Annotated in this window: 18 protein-coding genes and 1 pseudogene; 10 read left to right on the plus strand and 9 right to left on the minus strand. The window is 75.8% G+C overall.

Annotation, left to right across the window (positions count from 1 at the left end):
- Window positions 1-24: 24 nt before the first annotated feature.
- Genes NRK68_RS32590 through NRK68_RS32600 form a run of 3 tightly spaced genes read left to right on the plus strand, consistent with a single transcriptional unit; the run spans window position 25 to window position 7312 of the window.
- Window positions 25-1185, plus strand: coding sequence for an ATP-binding protein (locus NRK68_RS32590; RefSeq protein ID WP_183064757.1), 1161 nt, complete (start codon window positions 25-27; stop codon window positions 1183-1185).
- Window positions 1182-5393 carry a DUF5682 family protein gene (locus NRK68_RS32595; protein WP_220818515.1) on the plus strand — a complete coding sequence of 1404 codons (4212 nt, stop codon included), beginning with the start codon at window positions 1182-1184 and terminating at the stop codon, window positions 5391-5393. Before NRK68_RS32590 ends, NRK68_RS32595 begins: the two co-directional genes overlap by 4 nt.
- The gene (locus tag NRK68_RS32600; protein ID WP_183064758.1) at window positions 5390-7312 is read left to right on the plus strand and encodes an SWIM zinc finger family protein; all 1923 of its coding nucleotides are present in this window, start codon (window positions 5390-5392) and stop codon (window positions 7310-7312) included. The genes NRK68_RS32595 and NRK68_RS32600 overlap by 4 nt, the downstream gene beginning before the upstream one ends.
- Here NRK68_RS32600 and NRK68_RS32605 read toward each other — a convergent pair.
- A complete protein-coding gene (locus NRK68_RS32605) occupies window positions 7278-7757 on the minus strand; it encodes an HAD domain-containing protein (RefSeq protein WP_257857563.1) in 480 nt (159 codons plus the stop codon). The two genes, NRK68_RS32600 and NRK68_RS32605, sit on opposite strands and share 35 nt — an antisense overlap.
- Window positions 7758-7966: 209 nt before the next feature.
- A complete protein-coding gene (locus NRK68_RS32610; protein WP_257857564.1) occupies window positions 7967-9574 on the minus strand; it encodes a carboxylesterase/lipase family protein in 1608 nt (535 codons plus the stop codon).
- 174 nt (window positions 9575-9748) lie between these two features.
- Between NRK68_RS32610 and NRK68_RS32615 the strand changes: the two genes are divergently transcribed.
- Entirely contained in the window at window positions 9749-10762 is a 1014-nt protein-coding gene (locus NRK68_RS32615) for a hypothetical protein (RefSeq protein ID WP_183064761.1), read from the plus strand.
- A gap of 91 nt (window positions 10763-10853) precedes the next feature.
- Here the strand turns inward: NRK68_RS32615 and NRK68_RS32620 are convergent, their stop codons facing one another.
- Genes NRK68_RS32620 through NRK68_RS32630 form a run of 3 tightly spaced genes read right to left on the minus strand, consistent with a single transcriptional unit; the run spans window position 10854 to window position 13544 of the window.
- Window positions 10854-11879 carry an NAD(P)/FAD-dependent oxidoreductase gene (locus tag NRK68_RS32620; protein ID WP_257857565.1) on the minus strand — a complete coding sequence of 342 codons (1026 nt, stop codon included), beginning with the start codon at window positions 11877-11879 and terminating at the stop codon, window positions 10854-10856.
- On the minus strand, window positions 11876-12481 hold the full coding sequence (locus NRK68_RS32625) for an isoprenylcysteine carboxyl methyltransferase family protein (RefSeq protein WP_257857566.1): 606 nt from the start codon (window positions 12479-12481) through the stop codon (window positions 11876-11878). The genes NRK68_RS32620 and NRK68_RS32625 overlap by 4 nt, the downstream gene beginning before the upstream one ends.
- A 4-nt stretch (window positions 12482-12485) precedes the next feature.
- Window positions 12486-13544: a type III polyketide synthase gene (locus NRK68_RS32630; RefSeq protein ID WP_257857567.1), complete on the minus strand. Its 1059-nt coding sequence runs from the start codon at window positions 13542-13544 to the stop codon at window positions 12486-12488.
- Between the two features lie 76 nt (window positions 13545-13620).
- Here NRK68_RS32630 and NRK68_RS32635 point away from each other — a divergent pair, with 76 nt between their 5' ends.
- Window positions 13621-14553: a UbiA family prenyltransferase gene (locus tag NRK68_RS32635; RefSeq protein WP_257857568.1), complete on the plus strand. Its 933-nt coding sequence runs from the start codon at window positions 13621-13623 to the stop codon at window positions 14551-14553.
- 97 nt (window positions 14554-14650) lie between these two features.
- Here NRK68_RS32635 and NRK68_RS32640 read toward each other — a convergent pair whose 3' ends face one another.
- Window positions 14651-15685, minus strand: a complete 1035-nt coding sequence (locus NRK68_RS32640) for a PHP domain-containing protein (protein ID WP_183064765.1) — start codon at window positions 15683-15685, stop codon at window positions 14651-14653.
- A gap of 52 nt (window positions 15686-15737) precedes the next feature.
- Entirely contained in the window at window positions 15738-16226 is a 489-nt protein-coding gene (locus tag NRK68_RS32645) for a MarR family winged helix-turn-helix transcriptional regulator (protein ID WP_183064766.1), read from the minus strand.
- A gap of 128 nt (window positions 16227-16354) precedes the next feature.
- Here NRK68_RS32645 and NRK68_RS32650 point away from each other — a divergent pair, with 128 nt between their 5' ends.
- Together NRK68_RS32650 and NRK68_RS32655 are read left to right on the plus strand one after the other, a co-directional pair.
- A complete protein-coding gene (locus tag NRK68_RS32650; RefSeq protein WP_046780043.1) occupies window positions 16355-16765 on the plus strand; it encodes an organic hydroperoxide resistance protein in 411 nt (136 codons plus the stop codon).
- A 114-nt stretch (window positions 16766-16879) separates the two neighbouring features.
- Window positions 16880-18520 (plus strand): FAD-dependent monooxygenase, encoded by a 1641-nt coding sequence (locus NRK68_RS32655; RefSeq protein ID WP_183064767.1) that lies wholly within the window; start codon window positions 16880-16882, stop codon window positions 18518-18520.
- A gap of 84 nt (window positions 18521-18604) precedes the next feature.
- On the opposite strand, the pseudogene NRK68_RS32660 reads toward NRK68_RS32655, so the two are convergent.
- A pseudogene (locus tag NRK68_RS32660) lies at window positions 18605-18969 on the minus strand (DUF6204 family protein).
- Window positions 18970-19092: 123 nt separating this feature from the next.
- On the opposite strand from NRK68_RS32660, the gene NRK68_RS32665 reads away from it, so the two are divergent.
- The 3 genes from NRK68_RS32665 to NRK68_RS32675 all read left to right on the plus strand — a co-directional run bounded on the left by NRK68_RS32665 (window position 19093) and on the right by NRK68_RS32675 (window position 22671).
- Window positions 19093-20376: a VWA domain-containing protein gene (locus NRK68_RS32665; RefSeq protein ID WP_183064769.1), complete on the plus strand. Its 1284-nt coding sequence runs from the start codon at window positions 19093-19095 to the stop codon at window positions 20374-20376.
- Window positions 20376-21185 carry a hypothetical protein gene (locus NRK68_RS32670; RefSeq protein WP_183064770.1) on the plus strand — a complete coding sequence of 270 codons (810 nt, stop codon included), beginning with the start codon at window positions 20376-20378 and terminating at the stop codon, window positions 21183-21185. The genes NRK68_RS32665 and NRK68_RS32670 overlap by 1 nt, the downstream gene beginning before the upstream one ends.
- Window positions 21186-21480: 295 nt before the next feature.
- Window positions 21481-22671, plus strand: a complete 1191-nt coding sequence (locus NRK68_RS32675) for a S8 family peptidase (protein WP_257857569.1) — start codon at window positions 21481-21483, stop codon at window positions 22669-22671.
- A 107-nt stretch (window positions 22672-22778) separates the two neighbouring features.
- Here the strand turns inward: NRK68_RS32675 and NRK68_RS32680 are convergent, their stop codons facing one another.
- Window positions 22779-25382 carry a D-alanyl-D-alanine carboxypeptidase gene (locus NRK68_RS32680; protein ID WP_257857570.1) on the minus strand — a complete coding sequence of 868 codons (2604 nt, stop codon included), beginning with the start codon at window positions 25380-25382 and terminating at the stop codon, window positions 22779-22781.
- Window positions 25383-25603 lie beyond the last annotated feature (221 nt).

A 25603-nucleotide genomic window follows, 5' to 3' on the forward strand; every position in this document is an offset into this window, starting at 1 on the left:
TTCGTCCACGCACAGAGGAACCAGATGACCGCCACCGCACCATCCGCCCCCGCCGCCGCCCGGCAGGTGCTGCCCGCCGAGGAACGCCACGCCGACGAACTCGCCTTCCTCGCCGCCCACGACACCGGCCCCCGGCCGCCCGGCTGGGCGCTGACCCCGCGGGCCGTCGTCACCTTCGTCTGCGGCAGCGACGGAACCGAACTGGCCCTGCCCAAGCGCCGGGCCGGCCTTCCGGCGAAGCTGGCCATCGCCCCCAAGTTCGTCGGCGAACGCGCCCTGGTCGAGCGCTGCGTCGTCACCCTCGCCGGGGAGCGCGGCCTGCTCCTGACGGGCGAGCCCGGCACCGCCAAGTCGATGCTGTCCGAACTCCTCGCCGCCGCCGTCTGCGGCACCAGCTCCCTCACCGTGCAGGGCACCGCCGGCACCACCGAGGACGCCTTCCGCTACGGCTGGAACTACGCGCTCCTGCTCGCGCAGGGCCCCACCCCGCAGGCCCTGGTCGACTCCCCGGTGCTCTCCGCCATGCGCACCGGCCGGGTGGTCCGCGTGGAGGAGATCACCCGCTGCCTGCCCGAGGTGCAGGACGCGCTGGTGTCGATCCTCTCGGACCGGCGGGTCAGCGTGCCCGAACTGACCGCCACCGAGGACGCGGTGGTCTCCGCGGCCCCCGGCTTCACCGTCATCGCCACCGCGAACCTGCGCGACCGCGGTGTCTCCGAGATGTCCGCCGCCCTCAAGCGGCGCTTCAACTTCGAGACCGTCGCCCCGATCGCCGACGCGGACGCGGAGGCCACGCTGATCCGCCGCCAGGCCGTCGCCGCCGTCCAGCGGGCCGGCGCCGCCTTCGGCGTGGACGACGCCGTGCTCGACGCGCTCGTCACCGTCTTCCGCGACCTGCGCTCGGGCCGCTCCGCCGAGGGCTGGGACGTCGAACGCCCCGGCACGGTCATGTCCACCGCCGAAGCGGTGCAGGTGGCGGCCTCGCTGGGCGTCGCCGCCGCGTACCTCCCGGACGGGGACGTGCTGGACCTGTTGCCGGGGCACCTGCTGGGCGTCGTACGCAAGGACGACCCGGCCGATCACGGGAGGCTGCTGGGGTACTGGGACGGCCCCGTCCGACGCCGCGCCGAGGACGGCTCGGCGATGTGGCGCCGCCTCTGGGACCTGCGCGGGAGCCTGCGTTGACGCACACCGACCCGCGGGCGGCGGTCGACGCGCTCGCTGCGGCCCGCGAGCCCTATCTGATCGGGGTCCGGCACCACAGCCCCGCACTGGCCGCGGTGGTGCCGGCCCTGCTGGACGCCTCCGGCGCGGACGTGGTCTGCGTCGAGCTCCCGGCGGACTTCCAGCCGTGGCTGGAGCACCTGGCCGACCCGGAGACCGTCGCCCCGGTCGCCCTCGCGGGCACCGGCGAGGACGGCCGCCTGGCGTTCTACCCGTTCGCGGACTTCTCCCCGGAGCTGGCGGCCATCCGCTGGGCCCGCCGGTCGGGTGCGGCCGTCCTGTGCTGCGACCTCCCGCTGGCCGACCCCGGCTGGACCCCCGGCCCCCGCGTTCCCCACCCGTCCCCGCCCACGGACAAGCCGACGGCCTCCGCCGCGGACACCACGCCGGGCCCGGTCCCCGGCACGACGACGGGTGAGGCCACCGCCAGCGCCACCGCCACGGCCGGGGCCGCGCCTGCGGCCGCCGTGGCGGGCCTTGACACGGACACGCCCGCAGGGGCGTCCGGCGGCACCGTGCCGGTCGCGGACGCCGCCGAGGGCGGCGCCGCAGGCGACGCCCCGCGGCGCGCCGGCAGCTTCGCCGAGGGGCTCACCGCCGCCGGTACGGGCCGTGACGGCGACGACCTGTGGGACCGCGCCGTCGAGGTCCTCGCACCCGGCTGCTCCCCGGAGGCCGTACGCCGGGCCGCGCTCGGCGTCGGCTGGGCACTGCGCGAGGACGGGCCCGTCCCGGACCGGGACCTCGCCCGCGAGTCGCACATGCGTGCCGTCATCACCGGCGCCGCCACCGGCGGCCACCGCGTTGCCGCCGTCATCGGCTCCTTCCACGCCCCCGCCCTCCTCACGCCGCCGCACGACGCCGACGGTTCGGTCCTGCCGGGGCCCGCCGGGACGGCCCTCCCCGATCGGGGCGCCGCCGCGGATGCCGTTCCCACCCTGACGCCGGCCGGTGACGGGGCCCGCGGCGAGGGGCCGGGCGACGACCGCGTCCCCGCGCAGAGCGCGGACGGGCGCTCGGCACCGGCCCGGGGCCCGGCCGGTGCGGGCGCACCCGGTGCCGGCAAGGCGAGCGAGGCCGGGGCGGAAACCGCCGACGGCTCCGCCGCGGGTCGCCTCCGGGGCAAGGCCGCCGACTCCGGGCCGGCCCCGGCCGCGGAGCAGGGGCGGCTTCCCCGCACCACCGACACCGCGGCCGGACAGGACCCGGCCGCAGACGCCGCAGGCTGCGCCGTACCCGGTCCCGGGGTCCCGGCAGGGCCGAAGGCCGACGCGGTGGCCGCCGTGCCGGGCCCGGGCGAGACCGCCGCTGCCGGGCCGGCCCCGGCCCCGGCGCCGGTCCGGCGCACCGGCAAGGGCGCCGGCTCCGGGACGGTCCCGCCCGGGGACAGGGCCGTCACCTCCTTGGTGCCGTACTCCTTCGACCTGCTGGACTCCCGCTCCGGCTACCCCGCCGGCATCCGCGACCCGCTCTGGCAGCAGGCCGTCCTCGAAGCCGGCGGCGACCCCGAGCGGCTCCGGGAGGCCGCCTCCGTGGCCGTCACCGGGCTCTGCCGGGAACTGCGCCGGGCCGGACACACCGCCGGCACCGGCGAGGCCGCCGAGACCCTCCGGCTCGCCTGCGACCTCGCCGTCCTGCGCGGGCTCCCCGCGCCCGGCCGCGGCGAACTCCTGGAGGCCGTCGCCACCGTTCTCGGCCAGGGCGAACCCCTCGGCCGGGGCCGGGCCCTGGCCCAGGCCCTCGAAGCGGTGCTCGTCGGTACCGCCCGCGGCCGGATCACCCCGCACGCCCCCCGCTCCGGCCTCGGCCCCTCCGTCGAGGCCGAGCTCGCCGAGCTCCGCCTGCCGTGCCCGGAGGACCCCGCGCCGCGCGAGGTCCGCCTCGACCCGCTCCGCTCCGCCCTCGACGGCCGCCGCGAGGTCCTCCTCCAGCGCCTCCTGGTCTGCGGGGCCTCCTACGGCGAGCCGCTCACCGTAGCCGCCACCGGCGACGGCACCGCCCTCGGCACCAAGTGGCGGCTGTCCTGGACGCCTTCCGTCCCGGCCCGGCTCGACCTCACAGGGGTACGCGGCGTCACCGCCGCCCAGGCGGCGGCCGGGACGCTCGGCGAGACCGCCCGACGGGCCGCCGCCGAGGGCGGCCCGACCCCGGCGCAGATCCTCGCCGGGCTGGCCGCCGCCGCGCGCTGCGACCTGCCCGAACTGGTCGACGTACGCCTCCACGAGGCCGCCACCGCCCTGCCGCGGACCGCGACCCTGCCCGAACTCCTCGACGCCCTCGACCTCCTGGAGGCCCTGCACCGAGGCCACCTCCCCGGCACCTCCGCCGAGTCCCGCGCCGCGTGCGCCGCGCTCACCGGCGACCTCCTCGAGGCCGCCGTACGCTCCCTGCCCGGCCTCGCCGGCAGCGACGACCCGGCCGACGCCGCCGCCCTCGTGGCCCTCGCCGACCGCGCCGCCGCACACCACCTGGGCCTGCGCACGGACGACGCGCTCGGTGCCCTGGCCGCCTCGGCGTCCCCGCTGATGCAGGGCGCGGCCCTGGCCGTACGGGTCCTCCTCGACCTCGACCCGGCCGAGGCGCTCGGCGATCGCGCCGCCGGATGGATCGACGGCGCCGGTACCCCCGACAGCCGACGAGGCCTGACCCGCCGGCTCGCCGGACTCCTCACCGCCGCGGGCCCGTTGCTGCAGTCCTCCCCGGCTGCCCTCACCCCGCTCCTCGACCGCGTCGAGCACCTCGCCGACCAGGACTTCCTCGACCGTCTCCCCGCCCTGCGCGGCGGTTTCGACGCCCTCGCGCCGGCCGCCCGCGACCGGCTGCTGGACACCGTCACCGAACGCCTCGGCGACCGCATCGACCTCGCCCTCGACGCCCCGCCCGCCCTGCTCGCCCTCTGGGCCGCGGCCGACGCCGCCGGGCTCGTCGCGCTCAAGGCCCTCCCGCTGCCCCGGCAGCCGGAACCGGACGCGGACCGGGCCGCGGACCCGGACCCTGCGGCCCCCGACGTACCACCCGCGCGGACGGACGAGTCCGAGGAGCGCCGGCTCGCCCCGGCCGACCGCTGGCGGCTGCTGCTCGGCCGCGAACGCGACCGGCTCCCGGCCGGCGCCCGCCGCTACGCCCATGCCCTCGACGAGCTGTACGGCACGGGGCAGGGCGAAGGGGCCGGCGACCTCGGCACCGGTCAGGGACCGGGCCGCGGCGGCGGCCGGGAGGCCTCCTTCCCGACCGCCCGCGAGTGGTCGCAGGAGCTCGAGGCGCTGTTCGGCGCCGACGTACGGGAAGAGGTGCTGGCCGGTGCGGCCGAAGCCGGCCGTACCGACGTGCTCGCCCAGCTCGACCCGGATGCCGTGCGGCCCTCCGTGGAACTGCTCAGCTCCGTACTGTCCCTCGCCGGCGGACTGCCCGAGGCACAACTCGCCCGGCTGCGCCCCCTGGTGCGGCGGCTGGTCGACGAGCTCGCCAAGGAGCTCGCCACCCGGCTGCGCCCGGCGCTGTCCGGACTCAGCACCCCGCGTCCCACCCGGCGCCCGGGCGGCCGGCTCGACCTCGCCCGGACCCTGCGGGCCAACCTGGCGCACACCCGCCGGCGGTCCGACGGCACGGTGGTCGTCGTACCGGAGCGGCCCGTCTTCAGCACCCGGGCGAGCCGCGAGGCCGACTGGCGGCTCGTCCTGGTCGTCGACGTGTCCGGGTCCATGGAGGCCTCCGTCATCTGGTCGGCCCTGACCGCGGCCGTCCTGGGCGGTGTTCCCACCCTGTCCACCCACTTCCTCGCGTTCTCCACCCAGGTCGTGGACCTCACCGACCGCGTCGACGACCCGCTCTCGCTGCTGCTGGAGGTGCGCGTGGGCGGCGGTACGCACATCGCCGCCGGTCTCGCCCACGCCCGCTCCCTGATCACCGTCCCGAGCCGCACCCTCGTCGTCGTGGTCAGCGACTTCGAGGAGGGCGGCCCGATCGCCGGACTGCTCGGCGAGGTCCGCGCACTGGCCGCCTCCGGCGCCCATCTGCTGGGCTGCGCCGCGCTCGACGACACGGGGAACCCCCGGTACTCGGTCCCGGTCGCGCGGCAACTCGTCGCGGCCGGCATGCCCGTGGCCGCCCTCAGTCCACTCGCCCTCGCCCGCTGGGTGGGCGACCGCCTCCGTGGGGAGTCCTGTTGAGCACCGAACTGCCGCCCGTCGCACCCGAGGTGCTCGCCGAGGCGGTCGAGAACCTCACCGCGCGGCTGCGCAAGAAGCTGGACGACGCCACCGCCGGCTGCGCGGACGGCGCCGTCCACGAGGCCGACGGAAGCGTCACCTTCCGGTTCGGCGAGGACGCCCTCGTCACCCTGCGGCCCGGTCCTGCGGGGACGGTCACCGAGGCCGGACAGGCCACCTGCACCTGCCTGCTGGCACCCCGCTGCCTGCACCGGGCCGCGGCCCTGGGCGCGGCCCCGCTCGCGGACGCGGCCCCGCCGGAGCCGGCACCGGAGCCGACCGCGGCCGTGCCGACGGGAGCCGGAGCCGGAGCCGCGGCCGGAGCCACGGCCGAGGCCGGGGTCGGAGCCGCCCCCGCCGTATCCGGCGACCCCGCCGACCCCTCCGGCCCCGCAGAGCCCGTTCCGGCGCTCAACCCTGCCCAGCTCGGCGCCGCGGCCGCGCTCTGGCACGCCGCCGCCGAGGCCCTCGCCGCCGGTGTCACCGCCGGGGGAGCCGTCGTGCAGGCCGAACTGCTGCGCGCCGCGCACACCGCCCGCCTGGCCGGACTGCCCCGCGCGGAAGCGGCCGCCCTACGGGTCGTACGCGGGCTGCGCTCCGCCCGTGAACGCCGCACCGCACACCGCCTGGGCGACCTCACCGGATCCTTCCGCGAACTCCTGCACACCGCCGGAGTACTGGCCTCCGGCGCCGCCGACCCGGCCCTGACCGGCACCTCCCGGCGCGCCTACACGGCCGGCGGCAGCCTCCAGGTGCACGGCCTGTGCCGTGAGCCCGTGCTCTCCGCCACCGGCTACGGCGGGGTCGTCACCCACCTGCTGGCCCCCGACGGCTCGCGCTACTCGATCTCGGACGTCCGGCCGGGAGGCCTGGCCCGCGCCCGCGGGGCCGGACGGGCCTCCGTCGCCCTCGGCGGCGCCACCCTCGACCACGCCGGGCTCGCCCGGGGCGGCCTGCGCGTCGTCGGCGCGACGGTCTCCGCGGAGGGCCGGCTCGGTGCCGGACGCGGGGTCAAGGCGACCCCGCTGCCCGGAGCCGCGTGGGCCGACGGGCCCGCGGCCCCGCTGTTCGCGCGGCCCGCGGCCGAGGCCGTCGCCGCGCTGCTGGCAGGCACCGCCGATGCGGCCGCCGCCGAAACCGCCCTGATCGGCTGTGACGTCGTGGTCGTCGGCGCAGCCGGCGATCACCTCCTCGTCCACGAGGCACGCCCGGACGCACCCCTGCTGCGGCTGCTGCCCGCGCACCCGCACCCGGAGCTGCCGCACACCGAGAACCTGCGGCGCATCGCCTCGTACCCCGGACTGCACCTGCGCGTTCTGGGCCGTCCCGATCTCGACCGTGCCGCCACGCTGCGCCCGGTGGCCGTCGGCCCGGTGGCGGGCGAGCCGTACACGCTGCGGCTGCCCGAGGAGTGGCTGGGCCGGGCCGACCTCGGCTACGACCGGCTCCAGGGCTCGCACTTCCCGCCGCCGGACGCCGCTCCCGAGCCCGCCGCCGGGGCCGGGCCCGGACCGATGGCCGAGGCACCCGACCCACTCGCCGACTCCCCGCTGTGGCGGGTGCGCCGCCTCCTGGAGACCGGTGTCGCAGGCGGCCGCCGCGCGGTCGCCGAAGCGGCCCGCGGTACCGCGCCGCAGACCGCGTACGGCCCACTGCGCCGGGCCGGGCTCACCGCGGCGGCCGACCTGGCCGCCGCCCTGGCGGCCGAGGCCGACCGCCGCCCGCGGGACGCCTTCGGCCGGCTCGCCGACCCGTCGCCCGACGGCTACGCCTGGGCCTGGCTGGCCGCGGCCACCCACCTGGCGGCGGCGGAGCGGTCGCTGGTCGCCGCCTCGTGGACGGCGGCTACACCGAGCGGAGCCACTCCCGCAGCGCGGTGAAGTCCCCGACGGCCAGGCCCCGGCCCGGGTCGACCCGGTACAACAGGGCCGGGCCTGGGTGGCGTTCGGCCACCCAGGCCCGGTCGGCGCCGGTGATCTCGTCGTCGATCCACACGAAGGGCCGTCCGGCCGCGTGACCGAGGAGGGCCGGGGTCTTCCAGTGGACGCCGCCCCGCCCGTCCTCGTCGGACGGCTCCGGCCAGTCCACCACGGGCAGTTGCGGCAGCCCCAGCCGAGGCGCGACGCACTCGTTGGCCTCCGCCATCCAGGTCGTCGCCCACCACAGCTCGCACGGCAGCCCTGCCAGCAGCGGCCCGAGCGTGCGGTCCACGCGGGCGAGCAGAGGGTGGGGACCGTCACCGGGCGGGTACGGGCCCGCCCCGAAGGGGATGAGCGGTCCGTCGACATCGAGGTAGAGGAGGGGAAGGGCCGTGGAGCTGGTCATGCCCTCACGGTAGCCCTGCCCGGAGGGAGGCGGGGGCGGTGTACCAACGTCACAGCGGTGGCGGACGACGTGGGCGTGATGTGCCCACCTGCGTGCCTACCTCGACCGTGACGACGCCCGGCGGATCGCCGCCGTGTTCGCCGCATGGCGCCGCGAGGGCCACGGCGACCACGGCACCCTCGCCCTCCCCACGGCCGAGCACGAGGTCGTCACCCGGCCGTGGTGACGCCCGGCCACCGCGCGTCCCACAGCGCGCAGTGGTGTTCGGCCCGGCCGTCCACCGTACGGATCCCGCCCGCGCCCGGAGCCAGCGACAGCACCCGCGCCGACGCCCCGAGCAGCGGCCAGCGCGGGGCACCGGGCGCCCCGGGAACGCCGGTCCGCGCGAACGCCGTCCAGTAGCCGGTCATCCGGTCCGCGAGCCGCTGCTGCGCCCCGCTCAGCGGGGTGATCGTGAACAGGTACGGCAGTTCGAAGCCGTGGGCCGCCCCCAGCGGCAGCCCCGGCACCTGGGGCAGCCCGGTGAAGTCCGGCGCGTCGCGGTCGCTGAACCGGTAGCCGTACGTCGGCACGTGCCGCGCAAGCGCCGCGCCGTCCCGCAGCGTCGGGCAGATGAACGACGCGTCGGTCAGCAGGGTCGCCCAGGCGATCGCCGGCGTCGGGTACGCCGACACCGGATAGGCCGCCGCCACGGCACGGGCCGTCTCCACGCCGAAGGACCGCTCCATCCGGGCCCGGTAGGCGTTCTCGTCGCCGATCGGGTACGCCGCCAGCGTCTGCGCGAGGAAGAGCCGGATCTCGTCCCGGGTGGTTCCCTGCACCACCGGCACCCGGTGGAACCGCCCGGCCTCCAACGCCCGCCGCGGTTCCATCGGCAGGGCGCCGTCGCCGTAGGGCACCAGCGAGAACCGCCGCATCAGGTCGGCGGTCGCGAGGGTACGGGCGTCCAGCGCGCGCAGGCAGTCCAGCACGCCCGAGGGCCGGTCGCAGCCGAGTCGGGCCGCCGCCCGGGCGCCCTCCTCGGCCGTGCGCCGCGCGGGCACGAAGGGCTCGTACGTCCCGAGGCCCGGCAGCAGCGCCGACGGCGGCGTCGTGGTCGAGCACGAGCCGCTCTGCACGATCGCCCGGTGGAACAGGCCCGCGGAGGCGGGCGAGGCCAGGTGCGCGCAGACGCTCAGCGCCCCCGCGGACTCGCCGTAGACGGTGACGTTGCCCGGGTCCCCGCCGAACCGCTCCGCGTTGGCCCGCACCCACCGCAGTGCCGCCCGCTGGTCCGCCAGGGCGAAGCCCGGCGCCCCGCCGAGCTCCGGATGGCCGAACAGGCCGAAGACGCCCAGCCGGTAGTTGACCGTCACCACGACCACGTCACCCCGGACGGCCTGCCGGTCCGGCCGGTAGACGTCGCCGGAGCCGCTGAAGAAGCCGCCGCCGTGGAACCAGACCATGACCGGCCGGAGCCGGAGCCGAGTCCCGGTGGGGCGGCCCGACGGAGCGGTCACGTTGAGGTACAGGCAGTCCTCGGACCCGACCGGCCCGCCGGACCCGAGCACGGGCAGCTGCACACAGCGGGGACCGGGCGCACCGGCGTCCCGTAAGCCCTCCCACCGGCGCGCCGGCTCCGGCAGCCGCCAGCGCCGCGGACCGGTCGGGGGAGCCGCGAAGGGAATGCCCTCGAAGGTGTCGTATGCCCCGTGCGTCCGGCCGCGCACCGGCCCGCGGTCGGTGGCCACGACCGGTGCCGGCGGACCGGCCGCCGCCCCCACGAGCAGCAGTACGACCGGCAGCAGCAGGGCGCACCGGCCTCGCACTCCTCGCATGTCGGGCACGTCCTCGACCCTCCCCACGGGTCCGGGCGGGGACCCCCGTTTGCGCGCCCCGAATGGCGCAGTGGGCGGAAGTGGCACTCAATGTAACAAAGCGTGCGCTTCCCATGACGCACGATGACCGGCGCGCGATTGCGTAGACCCGCGCGTCGGCGAACGGAGCTTTCCATGAATGACCCCATCACGCTCGCGGCGACGCAACACGAAGACCGCCACGGGACCCCCGACGACACCGCCCCCGACGCCCTCGCGGCGCCCGCGGCCCCCCACGCCCCGGACGCCCCCGCCATATCGGACGATCCCGCCGTTCCGGACGACGGTGAGGCGCCGAACACCCTGCGCATGCGGACCCTCCTGGAGACGGCCGCCACCTGCCGTCCGGTGGAGGAGGTCACCGCGCTGGTGAGCCTCCTCAAGGAGGACGGACGGCTGCCCGACGCCGGTCAGGAGGCGCTGCGCGCGGCCGCCGTGACCCGGCCCGTGCAGGACGTACAGCGGATGGTCACCCTGCTGGGCGAGGCCCCCCACGAGGTCGGCGAGGCGGACATCACGCTGCGCGCCGCCGCCGTCGGACGGTCCATCGAGGATGTCGCCCTGCTGGTGAACATCCTGGGCAAGGACGCGTCCGGTGAGCCGGAGCAGCAGCGCCGCCCCCGGCCCGCCGCGGCGGCCGCACCGGCCGCGCGGCCGCACCCGCAGCCGCCCCCGGAGCGGTACGAGCCCCCGCGCCGGGAGCCGTACGACACGCCCCGCCGGCCGAAGCCCCGGCGGTCCGCTCCCGTCGCGGAGCCGGACCGCACCGCGGCGCTGCGGCATGTGCTGCGCTGGCCCGTGGCGATATCCCTGCTGGTCAGTGGTGGCCTGCACCTGCCGCAGGACCTGACGGCGCCGCCGTCCGGGAACGCCCTCGGCCTGCTGCCCCTCCTGGTCACCGTGGTGTGTCTGGGCGTCGGGGCGCTGGTGGCGCTGCGCGACACCTCGGCGGTGTGGCGGGCCGGCGCGGCCGCGGCCCTGGGCGTGGTCGCCCTGCACGTCGTCGCCGGCTCACTGGCCTTCGACCCGCTGGCCGGCACCGTGGGTGACGCCCCGTCCTGGGCGGGTGCCGCCGTGATGCTGTGCGCGGCGGCCGGCGCGGTCCTCGCCGGACTGGCACTGCGGAACCGCCAGGACAGTTCGGCCTGACCCACGGCCACGGCCGCGGCGGTGACCGCGGCCGCCGGAGCGGCACCCCGCGCACCGCGCGCGGGGTGCCGCTTTCGTTCGCGCGCAACCCTCAGGCGAGCAGGTTGACCGCCCCGGTGAACACGCGGGGAAGCCGGGCGGCCAGCGGGACGATCCGGGGCGCGAGGCGCGGCCGCCGCCGCGCCCACAGCAGCGACTCGGTGAGGGCGCGGTAGCTGCGCGACAGGTCCCGCCAGGCCTGCTCGTAGGCCTGCGGCCGGCCCGCCCGTACGCAGCGCACCAGTTCGCCCGCGGCGGTCACGGCCAGGGTGAGCCCCTCACCGGTCAGGGCGTCCACGTATCCCGCGGCGTCCCCGACGAACAGCACCCGCCCCGCGACCCGTACGCGGGCCCCCTGGCGCAGCGGTCCGGCTCCGCGCACGGGGGTGTCGGCGCGCCCGGCCAGCCGGTCCGCCAGGTGCGGGAAGTGGGCGAGCTGTTCGTCGAAAGGCGCCTGGTCGGTGGTGAGGACCGCCACGCCGATCCGGTCGGGTGCCAGCGGGGTGACGTAGGCCTCGCACCGTGCCGACCAGTGCACCTCGACCAGGTCGCTCCACGGTGCGACGGCGTAGTGGCGGCGCAGCCCGTAGCGGGCCGGCCGGCGCGGGGCGGCGGGCGCCGACAGGCCGAGTCCGCGCCGGACGGGGGAGTGCAGGCCGTCCGCTGCGACGAGATAGCGGGCGGTGAGACCGGCCGCGGTGACGTGGTCGACGCCCTGGCGCACCTGGTCGGCGCGCTGCGGCAGGACCCGTACGCCGAGCTGCGCGGCCCGTTCGGCGAGTGCGGCCTGGAGGTCCGTGCGGCGGGCGCCGAGGCCCGGCCCGGACCGGAAGAGCCCCTCGGCCCGCAGACCGCTCCCGCCGTCGACGTAGCGGATCCCGCGGAACGGCTGCCCGGCGACGGACACGCCCAGCTCGCCGAGGCGGCGTACCGCCCCGGGCATCAGGCCCTCTCCGCAGGCCTTGTCGATGGGGGTGGGCCGGGGTTCCAGCACCACGGTCTCCAGACCGGCGAGGGCTCCGTGGATGGCGGTCGCCAGGCCGGCCGGACCGCCGCCGGCGATCAGCAGGTCGATCATGACGGCGTGCCCGCCGACGGGACGGAGGCGGGCGCCCGCAGCCGTCCGACGTCCGTCAGTGCGGCGTCCTCGCAGCCGATCCGCACGCGCAGCAGCACCAGGTTGAGCACGGTGAAGCCGAGGGCGGTCATCCAGGCGGAGTGCACCAGGGGCAGTGCGGCCCCTTCCGCGACCACCGCCACATAGTTGGGGTGGCGCAGCACCCGGTACGGGCCCCGCTCGACCAGCGGGAGTCCGGGAACGACCAGCACCCGGGTGTTCCAGCGCGGCCCGAGGGTGGCGATGCACCACCAGCGCAGGCCCTGGGCGGCGACGACGACGGCGAGGGCCGGCCAGCCGAGCAGGGGGATGAACGGCCGTCCGGCCACCCAGGGTTCGGCCACGCAGCCCACCAGCAGCGCGGTGTGCAGGGCGACCATGGCCGGGTAGTGACCGCGTCCGTACTCACGGCCGCCGCGCGCCAGGCTCCAGGCGGTGTGGCGCCGCGCGGTGACCAGCTCGGCGAACCGTTCGGCGACGACGAGGCAGATGAGCAGCAGGTACGGGGTGAGGGAGGGGACGGACGTCAGGGCGGTCAGGGAGGGCAGAGAGGGCAGGGTCATGGGTTCACCAACGCAGGAGGACGAGTTCGGAGGCGAATCCGGGGCCGAAGCCGAGCATCAGCCCGACGGACCCGGGGGGCGGTCCGGCGCCGCGGACGCCCTCCAGGATGTGGAGGACCGAGGCGGAGGAGAGGTTGCCCACGGCGGCCAGCGAGCGCCGGCTCGCGGCGAACGCCGACTCCGGCAGCGCCAGCGCGTCCGAGAGCGCGTCGAGGATCTTCGGGCCGCCGGGATGGCAGATCCAGGCGTCGACGTCCGCGGGCTTGAGGTCGTGGGCGGCCAGGAAGCTCTCCACCTCCTCGGCCACGTGCAGCCGGGCCAGGTCGGGGAGTTCACGGCCGAGCACCATGCGCATGCCCCAGTGGCCGATGTCCCAGCCCAGGAGGTGCTCGGTGCCCGGGTAGAGACGGCTGCGCGCGGCGACGACCTCGGGCCCGGGGGCCGTCGCGTAGAGGGGATGGCCGCGGCCCACCGCCACCAGGGCGCCGGCGCCGTCGCCGAAGAGGGCGCCGGCCACCAGGTTCGCCATCGAGGAGTCGGTGGACTGGAGGGTGAGCGAGCAGAGTTCGGTGGACAGCAGGACGCCCGCCTGGCCGGGCCGGCCCATGAGCATCTGGTGGAGATGGCCGACGCCGGCGGCCCCGGCGGCGCACCCGAGACCGAAGAGCGGCACCCGCCGTACGTCGGGACGCAGTCCGGCGCGGGCGGCGAGGCGGGCCTCCAGCGAGGGCGTCGCGAGCCCGGTCACGGTGGTCGACATGATCAGATCGACCTCGGGGGCGGCCAGGCCGGCGTCGGCGAGCGCGAGGTCGAGGACCCGGGCTCCGAGGTCGAGAGCCGTTTCCACGAAGAGGGCGTTGGTCGTGCCGAAGTCGTTCGCGGGCCCGTAGCGCTCCAGCGGGAGCGCGAGATGGCGGCTCTCCACACGCACCGAGGCGTGGACCCGGCGCAGCAGGGCGGTGTCGGCGCCGGGCGGGAGGAAACGGGCGAGCGCCTCCGTGATCTCGGCCTGCGGATGGCGATGGGGCGGGAACACGCTGCGCACTGCCAGTACACGTGTCATTGAGTCACCATAGGAAACAACTGACACTTCGTTATGAATCACCTGATTCGGGCGCGGCGCCGCATAGCGTGTCGCCGTGCCCGAGCGAACCACGCAGATTGCCGACAGCGCCGACAGCGCCGACAGCGTAGGGAGCACCGGGAGCGCCCGGGGCGCCGATGGTGCCGCAGGCGTCGGGAGCGGCGCTCTCGCCCGCGCCGGAGGTGCCCTCGCCGGTCTGTCGGCGGCGTGTCATCCGCTGCCCGCCGTGGCCGTGACGCTCTTCAGCGCGGTTCTCGCGGTCGCGGCCGGGCACGGTCCGCCCGGGGTGGCACTCGTCGCGGGCGCGGTGGCCGCCGGACAGCTGTCGGTGGGCTGGTGCAACGACCGCACCGACCTGCGGCGCGACCTGGCCACCGGCCGACGGGACAAGCCCCTGGTCGCCGGTACGGCCTCGCCCGCCGCCGTGGCGTGGGCGGCCGCCCTCGCGCTCCTGCTGTGCGTGCCACTGTCGCTGGCGGTGGGCGCGCTCGCCGGCGCCGTGCACCTGGTGGGTGTGGCGGCCGCTTGGGGGTACAACCTCCGGCTGAAGGCCACGGTCGTCTCCTGGGCCCCGTACGCCCTGGCCTTCGGCCTGCTGCCGGCCTTCGTCACCCTCGGGCTGCCCGGCGGGCCCTGGCCGCCGCCCTGGCTGATGGCGGCCGCGGCCCTGCTCGGGGCGGGCGCCCACTTCGCCAATGTCCTGCCCGACATCGACGACGACCTGGCCACCGGGGTGGCCGGGCTGCCGCAGCGACTCGGCGCCCGGCGGTCGGCGGCGCTGGCCGGGCTGCTCGTCCTGGGCTCGGCCGCGGCCCTCGTCGCGGGCCCGCCGGGCCGGGTGACCGCGTACGGATGGGGTTTGCTCGGCGCGACGGCCACGGCGCTGCTCCTCGCGTCCCGCAGACCTGCGGGAAGGCTCCCGTTCCGGACGGTGATGGCGGTGGCCGGAGCCGATGTGATCCTCCTCGTCGCCGAACTCCGCCCCTGAGCCGCGCCACCGACGCGCGACGCACGGATCCCGAACGGACCGTTCCCTCCACGAATCGCCCCCGGCCCGGGCCCGGGCCGCACCCGGTCCGGTCGCCTCAGGGCGCGTGACGGGTGCGGGTCCAGGTCAGGAGGTCTTCGGCCGGCCAGGTGTTGATGACGCGCTCCGTCGGGACACCGCATTCCGCGGCCCGTTCGCAGCCGAGGATCTGCCAGTCCAGCTGGCCCGGGGCGTGGGCGTCCGTGTCGATCGCGAAGAAGGTCCCGGCGGTCACGGCCAGCCGCAGCAGCCGCCTCGGAGGGTCCAGCCGTTCGGGGCGGCTGTTGATCTCCACGGCGGTACCGGCCTCCGCGCAGGCCGCGAACACCGCCTCGGCGTCGAACCGCGACTCCGGCCGGCCGCGGCCGGTGACCAGCCGCCCCGTGCAGTGGCCCAGGACGTCCATCAGTGGATTGCGCACGGCCGCCAGCATCCGCCGCGTCATCGCGGGCGCGTCCATCCGCAGTTTCGAGTGCACCGAGCCGACGACGAGATCGAGCCGTTCCAGCAGCTCCGGCTCCTGGTCGAGCGCCCCGTCGTCCAGGATGTCGCACTCGATCCCGGTGAGCAGCCGGAACGGCGCCCAGCCGGCGTTGAGCGCGGCCACCACGTCCAGCTGTTCGCGCAGCCGGTCCGGGGAGAGGCCCCGGGCGATCGTCAGCCGGGGCGAGTGGTCGGTCAGCACGGCCCACTCATGGCCCAGGCCGGCCGCCGCCCGCCCCATCGCCTCGATCGGGCTGCCGCCGTCCGACCAGTCCGAGTGCAGGTGGCAGTCCCCGCGCAGGGCCGCCCGCAGGGCGGCCGCGGCGGGCGAGGCCGCAGGACCTTCGGGGAGTGCGGCCGCCTCGTCCTCCAGGGCCTGCAGGTAGGCCGGTATCCCGCCGGCGAGAGCCTCCCGTACGACCCCCGCCGTCTTGGGGCCGAGGCCTTTGACGGCTTCCAGGGAGCCGGCGGCGGCCCGCTCGGCCAGCTCCGCCCCGCCCATGCGCACGACGACGGCGGACGCGGTCCGGAAGGCCCGCACCCGGTAGGTGGGCGCCTGCGCGCGCTCCAGCAGGAACGCGATCCGGTCCAGCGCCGCAACCGGGTCCATCGGCCACCTCCTGCCGCCATGGGGTGGCCCCAGTGTCCGTCGCGGACGGCGGCTACGCCTCCCGTGCCTCCTCCAGGGGCACGGCCGCGTCCAGCGCGGCGGTGAGGCGGCTCAGGCGGGCCTGCAGGTCGACGACCTCGGTCAGCTCGAAACCGGTGGCCGCGGCGATCCGCCGGGGCACCTCCACCGCGCGGGCGCGCAGTGCCGCGCCCTCCTCGGTCAGGCCGGCGCGCACGGAGCGCTCGTCCTCGGTGCTGCGCTCGCGGCGGACCAGGCCGGCCGCCTCCAGCCGCTTGAGCAGGGGGGACAGGGTGCCCGAGTCCAGCCGTAGGTGCTGCCCGATCTCCTTGACGGGCATCTCGCCGTGCTCCCACAGCACGAGCATCACCAGGTACTGCGGGTACGTGAGCCCCAGGTCCTTGAGGACCACCCGGTAGAGGCCGCCGAAGGCCCGGCTCGCAGCGTTCAGCGCGAAGCAGATCTGGCCGTCGAGGCGCAGGAAGTCCTGGTCGGAGTGGGTCGCGGTGGGCTGCTCGGTCATGTCGGCCAGTGTACCCGGCCAGGACTTGGAGGGCATTGAATTGTGCACAACTGAATTGCGTGCTCTACTGGTGGAGCGCGGTCGACCACCGGCCGCCGCCACGGTTCACTTCTGCGAGAGGAACTCTCATGGACGCGCTCTACACCGCTGTCGCCACCGCCAACGGCCGCGAGGGCCGCACCGTCAGCTCCGACGGTCAGCTCGACCTCGCCCTGGCCATGCCTCCGGCGCTGGGCGGCAACGGGCAGGGCACCAACCCCGAGCAGCTCTTCGCCGCCGGCTACGCCGCCTGCTTCGCCAGCGCGCTCGGCCTCGTCGGCCGCCAGGCCAAGGCGGACACCAGCGACGTCTCGGTCACCGCGGAGGTCTCCATCGGCAAGGACGGCGCCGGCTTCGGCCTCGGCGTCACCCTCCGCGTCGAGCTGCCGGAATCCCTGGCCGGCGAGACGGGCGCCCTCCTGGTGAAGCAGGCCCACGAGGTCTGCCCGTACTCCCGCGCCACCCGCGGCAACATCGAGGTCGACCTCGTCGTCGAGTAACGAGCACCGGGCCGAGATGCCGGACGCCCGGCGGGCGGCCACCATGGAGTCGGACCGGGACCGGGACCGGGACCGGGACCGACTCCGACGGGGGCCGCACGCCGGGAGCTGCCAGTGGCGCACAGCAACACGACGGACGTACTGGTCGTCGGCGCCGGCCCCATCGGGCTGACCGCCGCCGCGGAACTGCGCCGACGCGGCGTGTCCTGCCGGATCGTCGACCGGCTCCCCGCCCGCCTGCCCTTCGCGAAGGCCGTCGGCATCCAGCCGCGGACCCTGGAGATCTGGGACCGCATGGGAATGGTCCGCGCCGCCCTGGACGCGGCCGTCCCCCTGCGGGGCCAGCTCACCTACGTCAACGGCGCCGAGCGGCCCCGCATCGACCTCGTCCTGCCGCCCGAAGTGCCCTACCGCTTCGCGGCGCTGCCCCAGTACGAGACCGAACGCATCCTCGACGAGCACCTGGGCCGCTGGGGCACCACCGTCGAACGCGGCACCGAACTGGTGTCGTTCAGCCAGGACGCCCACGGCGTCACCAGCCGCCTGCACACCCCCTCCGGTGCCGAGGAGGAACTGCGCACCCGGTACCTGGTGGGCTGCGACGGCGCCCACAGCATCGTCCGCAAGGGCCTCGGGCTCTCCTTCGAGGGCGGAGCCTTCCCCGAGGAGTACATGCTCGCCGACGTCGAGGCCGACTGGGACCTGCCGTACGGCTACACCCTGCGCGCCATGCACCTGGACGGCGCGGGCGCCGTCGACGACGTACTGGTGTGCATCCCCCTCCCGGGCCGCAACCGCTACCGGATGTCCATGAAGGTGCCGCCCGAACTGTCCACCGCGGCGCGGGCCGCGGCCGCCGCGGACGGTGTGGCCCACGGCCTCCAGGGCGGCCGGACCCCGCAACTGGCCGACATCCAGACCGTTCTGGACCGGCTGTCGCCGGCACCCACGACCGCCTCGAACATCCGCTGGTCATCGGTGTTCCGCATCAGCCACCGGATCGTGGACAGCTACGGCCACGGCCGGGTCTTCATCGCGGGCGACGCCGCGCACATCCACCCGCCGACCGGTGCGCAGGGCATGAACACCGGTATCCAGGACGCCTGGAACCTGGCGTGGAAGCTCGCCCTGGCCGTCGAGGGCGCCGCCCACCCCGGCCTGCTCCCCAGCTACGACGCCGAACGCCGGCCCGTCGGCGAGGAGGTCGTCGGCCGCACGGTCCGTCACGCCTCCGCCCAAGGCGTGCAGTCCGACCCCGAGGACGCCGACACCCTGATCCTGCGCGAGGCCCAGCTGCTCGTCGGCTACCGCGGCAGCCCCGTCGTCGACCCGCCCGGCCAGGGCCCCGGACCCCGCCCCGGCGACCGGGCCCCGGACTGCACGGGCCTCACCTCGCCGATCGCCGCAGTCCCGCTGCGCCTCGGCGACCTCCTGCGCGAGCGCGAACACGTCCTGCTGCTGTACGGGACCGGCCTCGACGAACTCGCCCGGACGGCACGGGAGTCCTCCGGCGGCCGGGTCGGCACGTGCGTCGTGATGCCCGCCGGTACCCCGCCCGGCACCCCGGCGGGCCCGGCCGCCCTGCCGACCTACCACGACACCGCCGGCGAGTTCGCCCGGATGTACGCAGCCGAAGCGCCGACCGCGTTCCTCGTCCGCCCCGACGGGCACCTCGGCGCCCGCCTCTCCCCGCCGACCCCGCAGCAACTGGCCGCACACCTCGCGACCGTCTTCGCCCCGGACACCGGACCCTGACGGAACGGCGCCGCGCCCCCTCGGACGGCGCCGCCCCCTCGGACGGCGCCGCGCCCCGGTGCCCCGGCCGCTACCGGTTCCCGGTCAGGCCTCCGAACCGGCCCGTGCGGCCTCGCGGCGCTGCCGCTTGCCCAGCGGAGCCAGCGACAGGTCCTGTGCCTGCGAGCGCAACTGCTTGAAGCCGTAACCGCGTTCCGTCAGCCAGCTCTCCGCGGCCAGCTCCGCGCGCGCCGTGGCGTCGAGGATGTCCTCCTCCGCCTCGCCCGAGTCCAGGAAACGGAAGGTGAAGAAGGGGCGGGCGCCAGGTCGTACGTGAGGTGCCCCGCGGCGGTGAACTCCGCGCGCAGCATGTCGTGCTCGGGCGCCGCCGCGAGAAGCTCGGCCCGCTGGCCGTCGGTCAGGCCGTCGAACGCGCCGCGGACGGTGATGCGGAAGGTGCGGGTACTCATCTCGGCAGCGTACGGGACAGCCCTTGGGGGGTGTCCCGCGCATCCGGACATCCACCGGTCCACCCGCCGGTCCACACGGGCCGTGTTTTTGGATTGCCGGACGATCCTCAATACGATCCGGCGATGATCACAAGAAAACGGCTTGCGGCCCGGGCCTGCGGCCTGTTCGCCGCACTGGCCGTCGGCCTCTTCCCGGCGAGCGCCACGGCCGCCGACGAACCGACGGCGAAGGAACCCCCCAAGGTCGACCTGGTCCTGGACGTCAGCGGCTCCATGCGGGCCAACGACATCGACGGCGGGTCCCGCATGGCCGCCGCGAAGCAGGCTTTCAACGAGGTCATCGACGCCGTCCCCGCCGAAGTCCAGCTCGGCATACGGACCCTCGGCGCCGACTACGCGGGTGACGACCGCACCCTCGGCTGCAAGGACACCAAGCAGCTCTACAAGGTCGGACCCCTCGACCGGACCGAGGCCAAGACCGCCGTCGCCACGCTCGCCCCGACCGGCTGGACGCCGATCGGGCCGGCCCTGCTCGGCGCCGCCCAGGACCTCGAGGGAGGCAATGCCACCAAGCGGATCGTCCTCATCACGGACGGCGAGGACACCTGCGCCCCGCTCGACCCGTGCGAAGTGGCCCGCGACATCGCCGCCAAGGGCATCCACCTGGTCATCGACACCCTCGGCCTGGTTCCGGACGCCAAGACCCGGGCCCAGCTGACCTGTATCGCCGAGGCCACCGGCGGTACGTACACCTCCGTTCAGCACAAGGCCGAACTCTCCGGCAGGGTCCGCCAACTCGTCGACCGGGCCGCAGACCCGGTCGTCAACCCGGTGGCGACCGAGGGCGCGAAGCAGTGCGCGGGCGCCCCGCAGCTGAAGGCCGGCCTCTACAGCGACCGCGAAACCTTCGGCGAGCACCGCTGGTACCGGGTGGACGTCCTCCCGGGCCAGGAGCTGCGCGCCTCGGTGAGCATCGGCGCCGACCGGGCCGTGAACAATGACTACGGCGTCCTGTTGCGCGCCACGACCGTCCACGGCCGGGAGATCGTACGCGGCTCGGAGGCCGGCGACGGGCGTACCGACGTCCTCTCCACCGGCCTGCGCTACCCCAAGGCCGAGGTCGACGACTCCGACTCCGACTCGGACGCGAAGCCCGCCGCGGAGACCGTCTGCCTCCAGGTCAGCAACTCCTTCTCGGCGCCCACGTCCGTCAAGACGACCCCGGGCATGCCCGTCGAGCTGACCATCGACCTGGTGGACGGTCCGGGCGACATCTCCGACGCCGCGGCCTTCGGCCTCGGGCGCGGCTGGTGGACGCTGGCCGTGCTGGTGCTGGCCGGACTGCTGGCCGGCCTGGTGTGGGGCTGGATCTCCCGCTGGCGTATCTCCGTCTGGAGGACCAACTGATGCGTACCGTACGCACACTGACCGCGGGCCTGCTCGCGGCGGCCGCCGCCCTCGCGGTGGCCGGTACGGCCGCCGGCCCGGCCTCCGCGGACACCCCGTCGCCGAGCGCCACCCCCGGCAAGGGCGGGGCCGCGGCCGAGGCCGCCGCCCCGACCGAGGCGGGTACGAGCTTCCGTACCGCCGCCCCGTTCCGGCCCGGCCAGAAGGCCACGGCGGGCGCCTCCAGCGGCGACTACCTGTACTGGGTGCTTCCGGTCGACGCGCAGCAGCGCGTCACGGTCAAGGCCGCGGTCACCCTGCCCGAGTCCGCCGCCCGGCACGGCGCCTCGACGTGGCAGCTCGACGTGTACGACGGCCTCCGCCGCCGACAGGCCTGCACCTACGGCACCCAGAGCCGGGCGGCGGCCAAGGAGGCCGCCTCCGTCGAACTGTCCTGCACCCTGCGCACGGTCCGCGCCGGTGCGGAGCCGTGGGCCAACGACCCGCTGCCGGGCAGCTACTACGTCCGTCTGACGGTCGTGGACCTGCCGGAGGAGGACCTGGGCCTGCCGGTGCGCGCGGCCGTCGAGGCCGACGTACACGAGGAGGGAGGCGCCTTCGCCGTGGACGGGGCCCTGGCCAAGCCGCTGGTCGCCGGGACGGTGACCGGCTCCCTGCGCGAGCCGGAGGACGGCTGGTCCGGCGGCTGGTGGTCGGACCGCTGGCTCTGGACCGCGGCCGGCGGGGTGCTCGGCGCCCTCGCGGGCGTCTTCGGGTACTCCCTGACGCGCGGCACGGGCCGCCCCTCCCGGGTGCCGCCCGGCGCCTGACCCGGCTCCCCGGCCCGGCGCCTGACCGGCTCGTCGCCCGCCCGCCCGCCGGCGGGTGGTCGCGGCGGGGCGGTCGCCGGGGCGGTCCCGGCCGGGCCGTGACCGGCTCCGCCCCACCCCGCTCCGCCCTGCCCGCGCCGCGTGCGCCGGGTCCGGCGGGCGGGCACTGGGCCATGCGGGGACGGGCCCCTCAAGACCTCCCGGGCCCCGTCCGAAGGAGAGGGAGGCCGCGACCGAGCACCGGCACGGACGCGGCCGTCTCCTGACGACCGCCCACCTCCCGGGGAGTACCTCCATGCGACTGCTCGCACGTCTGACCGCCGCGGCCCTGATCGCGACGGCCCCCGCACTGGCCGGCGCCGCGGCCGCGGACGTCCCCGAACCCGTACGGGCACCGCTCCTCATGCCCGCCGCGGCCATTCCCGGCCAGTACATCGTCAGCCTCGACGAGGGCGTGGACGCCACCGGGTTCGCGGAACGGCTGGGGCTGGAGCCCACCTTCGTGTACGGCTCCGCCATGAACGGTTTCGCGGTGCCCCTCACCCCGCAGCAGCTCGAAGAGGTCCGTACGACCCCGGGCGTCCGCTCGGTGGAGGCGGACGCGGAGGTCTCCGCGCCGCCGACACCGGCCGGCCCCGCCGCCCTCTCCGCCGCCGGGCTGCCCGCCCCGACCTGGGGCCTGGACCGGATCGACCAGCGGATCCTGCCGCTCGACGGCGACTTCACCACCGCGGGTGACGGCGCCGGGGTGACCGCCTACATCCTCGATACCGGGATCGACTTCGCCCACCCCGAGTTCGAGGGCCGGGCCGAGCCCGGCTTCGACGCCGTCGAGGACGGCGGTGAGGGGCAGGACTGCGAGGGCCACGGCACGCACGTCGCGGGCACCGTCGGCGGCCGGACGTACGGGGTCGCACGCGCCGTACGCCTGGTCAGCGTCCGCGTACTGGACTGCGACGGCCGCGGCGAGTACTCGGCGGTCGTCGCCGGACTGGACTGGGTGGCGCAGAACGCCAGGCAGCCGGCCGTCCTGAACGTCTCCCTGGGCGGGAGCCGCTCCGAGGCCGTGAACAGGGCCGCGACCGCCGTCGCCGAGGCCGGCACCCTGCCGGTCGTCGCGGCGGGCAACTCCTCGGCCGACGCCTGCACGGTCTCCCCGGCCTCGGCGGACCGGGTGATGACGGTGGCCGCGAGCAACGTGCGCGACGAGCAGTCCAGGTTCTCCAACCGGGGCGAGTGCGTCGAGATCTCCGCCCCCGGCGAGCAGATCGACTCGGCGCTGCTCGGCGGTGACACCGTCACCCTGGACGGTACGTCCATGGCCGCTCCGCACGTCACCGGAACGGCCGCCCTCTACAAGGCGGCCCACCCGGCGGCCACCCCCGAGCAGGTCGCCGACCGGCTCGTGGAGACGTCCACCGAGGACCTCCTGACCGGCACCGGTGCCGGCACCCCCAACCGGCTGCTGTTCACTGACGGCCTCTGAGTCCGCTGAGGACCCGCCGCCGCCCGTACCCGCCCGTCGGCCGGTTCAGGAACCGGGCGGCGGGCACAGCACAGCACGGGCACGGCACGGGCACGGCACGGGACGGCTCAGCCGAGGCGCGTGAGCCTCGTACCGAACGAGGGCTCGGCCAGGGCTCCCTTGACGGCCACCGGTACGCTCTTGGCGCCCTCGCCCTCACCCGCCGTCAGCACACCGACCTCCGCGCCGTCCTTCGCGGTGTGCGGCAGCGGCGACGCACCCGGCTTCAGGGACAGCTTGAACTGCTGGCCCGGCACGCTGATCACGTTCAGGTCCTTGACGGCCACGAGCGGGGTGCGCCCGCCGAGCCCGTCGTCCACGTACCCGACGACATCGCCCTTGCGGACGAGCGGGGTGGACGCGAGGGCCGTCCGCACCGATTCGATGATCTTCTTGCTGTTCGCCTTCACCAGCTCCAGGCTCTTGAGGGCGTTCTCGTCCGGGGCGGGCGCGCGCTGCTCCATCAGCGAGCCGATGATCAACTGGTCCTTGTTGTCGATCGTCTTGTAGGCAGCCCACACGAAGGTTCCGCCGGCGGGTGTGCTGGAGCCGGTCTTGATACCGCGAATGCTCATGCCCTGCGCCGTGAGCAGGTCATTGTTGTTGACGAGCTTCTCGCCCAACCCCTTGATGGGGGCCTCCGGCAGGGCGACGATCGCGCGGAACGCCTCGTCCTTCATCACCGCCTCGGCGAGCCTCAGCTGGTCGGAAGCGGTGCTGACGGTACCCGCGTCCAGACCGCTCGGGTCGGTGTACGTGGTGTCCTTCATCCCGAGTTCCCGCGCGGCGGCGTTCATCTTCTCGACGAACGCGGCCTCGGAGTCGGTGCCCGTGTCCCAGCGCGCCAGCAGACGGGCGACGTTGTTGCCCGAGGGGATCATGAGCATCTTCAGCATGTCCTGCTGGCTGAACTTCGAGCCGGCTGTGAGGCCCGTGATCCGGGACTCGTGCTCCGAAGTGCCGTCCGCCACGGTCTTCGCGTCGACCGTGATGCTCGGACCGGGCTCGGCCTTGCGCAGCGGGTGGTTCTTGAGGATCACATAGGCCGTCATGATCTTGGCGACGCTGGCCGTCGGCACGGGCTTCTGCTCCCCGAAGGTCGCGACGTCGCCGGAGCCGACGACGCGCACGGCGCCCTGACCCTTGGCGGGCCACGGTATGGCGACCTGTCCGTCGACGGTGTGGTCGGTCTCGGCGGCGACCAGCCGGGGGTCGGGCAGGGGCCGCAGCATCTGGCCGCCGATGCAGGCACCGACGAGCAGCAGCAGGATTGGCGTCCACACCTTGACACGCCGCAGCACGGTCCGGCGCGGGGTCTCCACCGGGGCAGGGGTGTTGGTGAGCTCGGCCAGCAGATCCAGCGGAGGCAGGGGCTGCGGTACGGGGCCCTGCGGCCGCGCCTGGGGCTGGGGGCGCGCCGTGACGGGCGGCGCGGCGTCGGGGTCCTTGAGCGCGACGAACCGGCTCGTCCGCTCGGGCTCCGGCTCCGGATCCGAGTTCTCGTCCCGGGCCGCGGCCCAGGCCGGCACCTTCCGAGCGCCGTCCTGCGACTGGGACGTGGGCTTCGGCTCGGCGGCCTTCTCGGACTCGGGCGCCGCGGTACCGGGCACACGCCCCGAGCCGCCCTCAGCATCGGGCTTGGGCTTCGGCTTGGCGGTCGTCTCGGGCCTGGGCACACGCAGGACCTGGGTCCGCGAGTTCTCGGCCTCGGGCCCGGCCTCGGTGTCCGCCTCGGGCTTCGGCTTGGCGGTCGCCTTGGGCTCGGGCACGCGCAGGACCTGAGTCCGCGAATCCGTCGCCTCGGCCTCGGCCTTGGCCTTGTCCCTGGCCTCGGGGTCCGGCTCGGCGGGCGCCTTGGGCCCGGGTGTTGCGGCGCCGGGCACACGCAGGATCTGGGTGCGCGAATCCTTCGCGTCGGCCGCCGCCTCGGTCTCGGGCTTCTGCTCGGCGGCGTCGGCCTCGGGCTCCGGCTCGGCGGTCTTCTTGGGTTCCGGAGCTGCGCTGCCGGGCACCCGCAGGACCTGGGTCCGCGAGTTCTCGGCCTCGCGCTCGGTTTCGGCCTCGGGCTTCGGCTTGGCGGTCGCCTGGGGCTCGGGCACGCGCAGCACCTGCGTGCGCGAGTCCTTCGCGTCGGCCTCCGGCTCCGGCTCCGGATTCGGCTCCGGCTTGGCGGATTCCTTGGTCTCGGGCGCCTTGGTCCCGGGCGCCTTGGTCCCGGGAGTCGCGGTGCCCGGTGCGCGCCGGACCTTGATGCGCGGATCCTCCGCGTCGGTCTCGTCCTCGGCCTTGGGGTCGCTGTCCGGTGTGTCGGTGTCGGGTGCGGCGGGAGCCTCCGACTCGGTCTCCGCTGCCCGTGCTTCGGATTCGGGCTCGGCGTCCGCCCCCTCGACGTCACCCTCCGGCTCCGGCCGGTTTTCCGCCGCCGGCTCTCCCTCTGCCTGGTTCTCGGCGGCGGGTCGCGCGTCCGCGTCCTCGTGCTTCCCCGTCTCGGCCGGCCCCGGCTCCGGAGAGACCGGAGAGCCCGGAGAGCCCGTCGAGTCTTCCGCCTCCGTGCCGGTCTCCGTGTCTGCCGCCGCGGGCGACGCCGCCTTCTCGGGTTCCTCCCCCGTGACGGTGGTTCCCTCGCTCTTCGGGTCGTCCGAGGAACCGCCCGTCACCGTTACCGCCTTCATCCAAGCCCCGCCTTGCCGCTCACACTGTGCAGATCCGTGTGGCGAGGCCTTGAGAGGGCCCCGCCACACTGCTAGATGCGTGTCGCGCACCACACGTTCCCCCGGACCGATCTTGTGACCGTTCGGTCATATTCGGTGAGTACGGCTACTCATGACCGCCCCGGCCGTCCCGCCGACGATGGACCGCAACACCACCGCCCGCACCATCGAACGGGGCCGTC

The organism is Streptomyces yangpuensis, from assembly GCF_024666385.1.
Lineage (GTDB): Bacteria > Actinomycetota > Actinomycetes > Streptomycetales > Streptomycetaceae > Streptomyces > Streptomyces yangpuensis.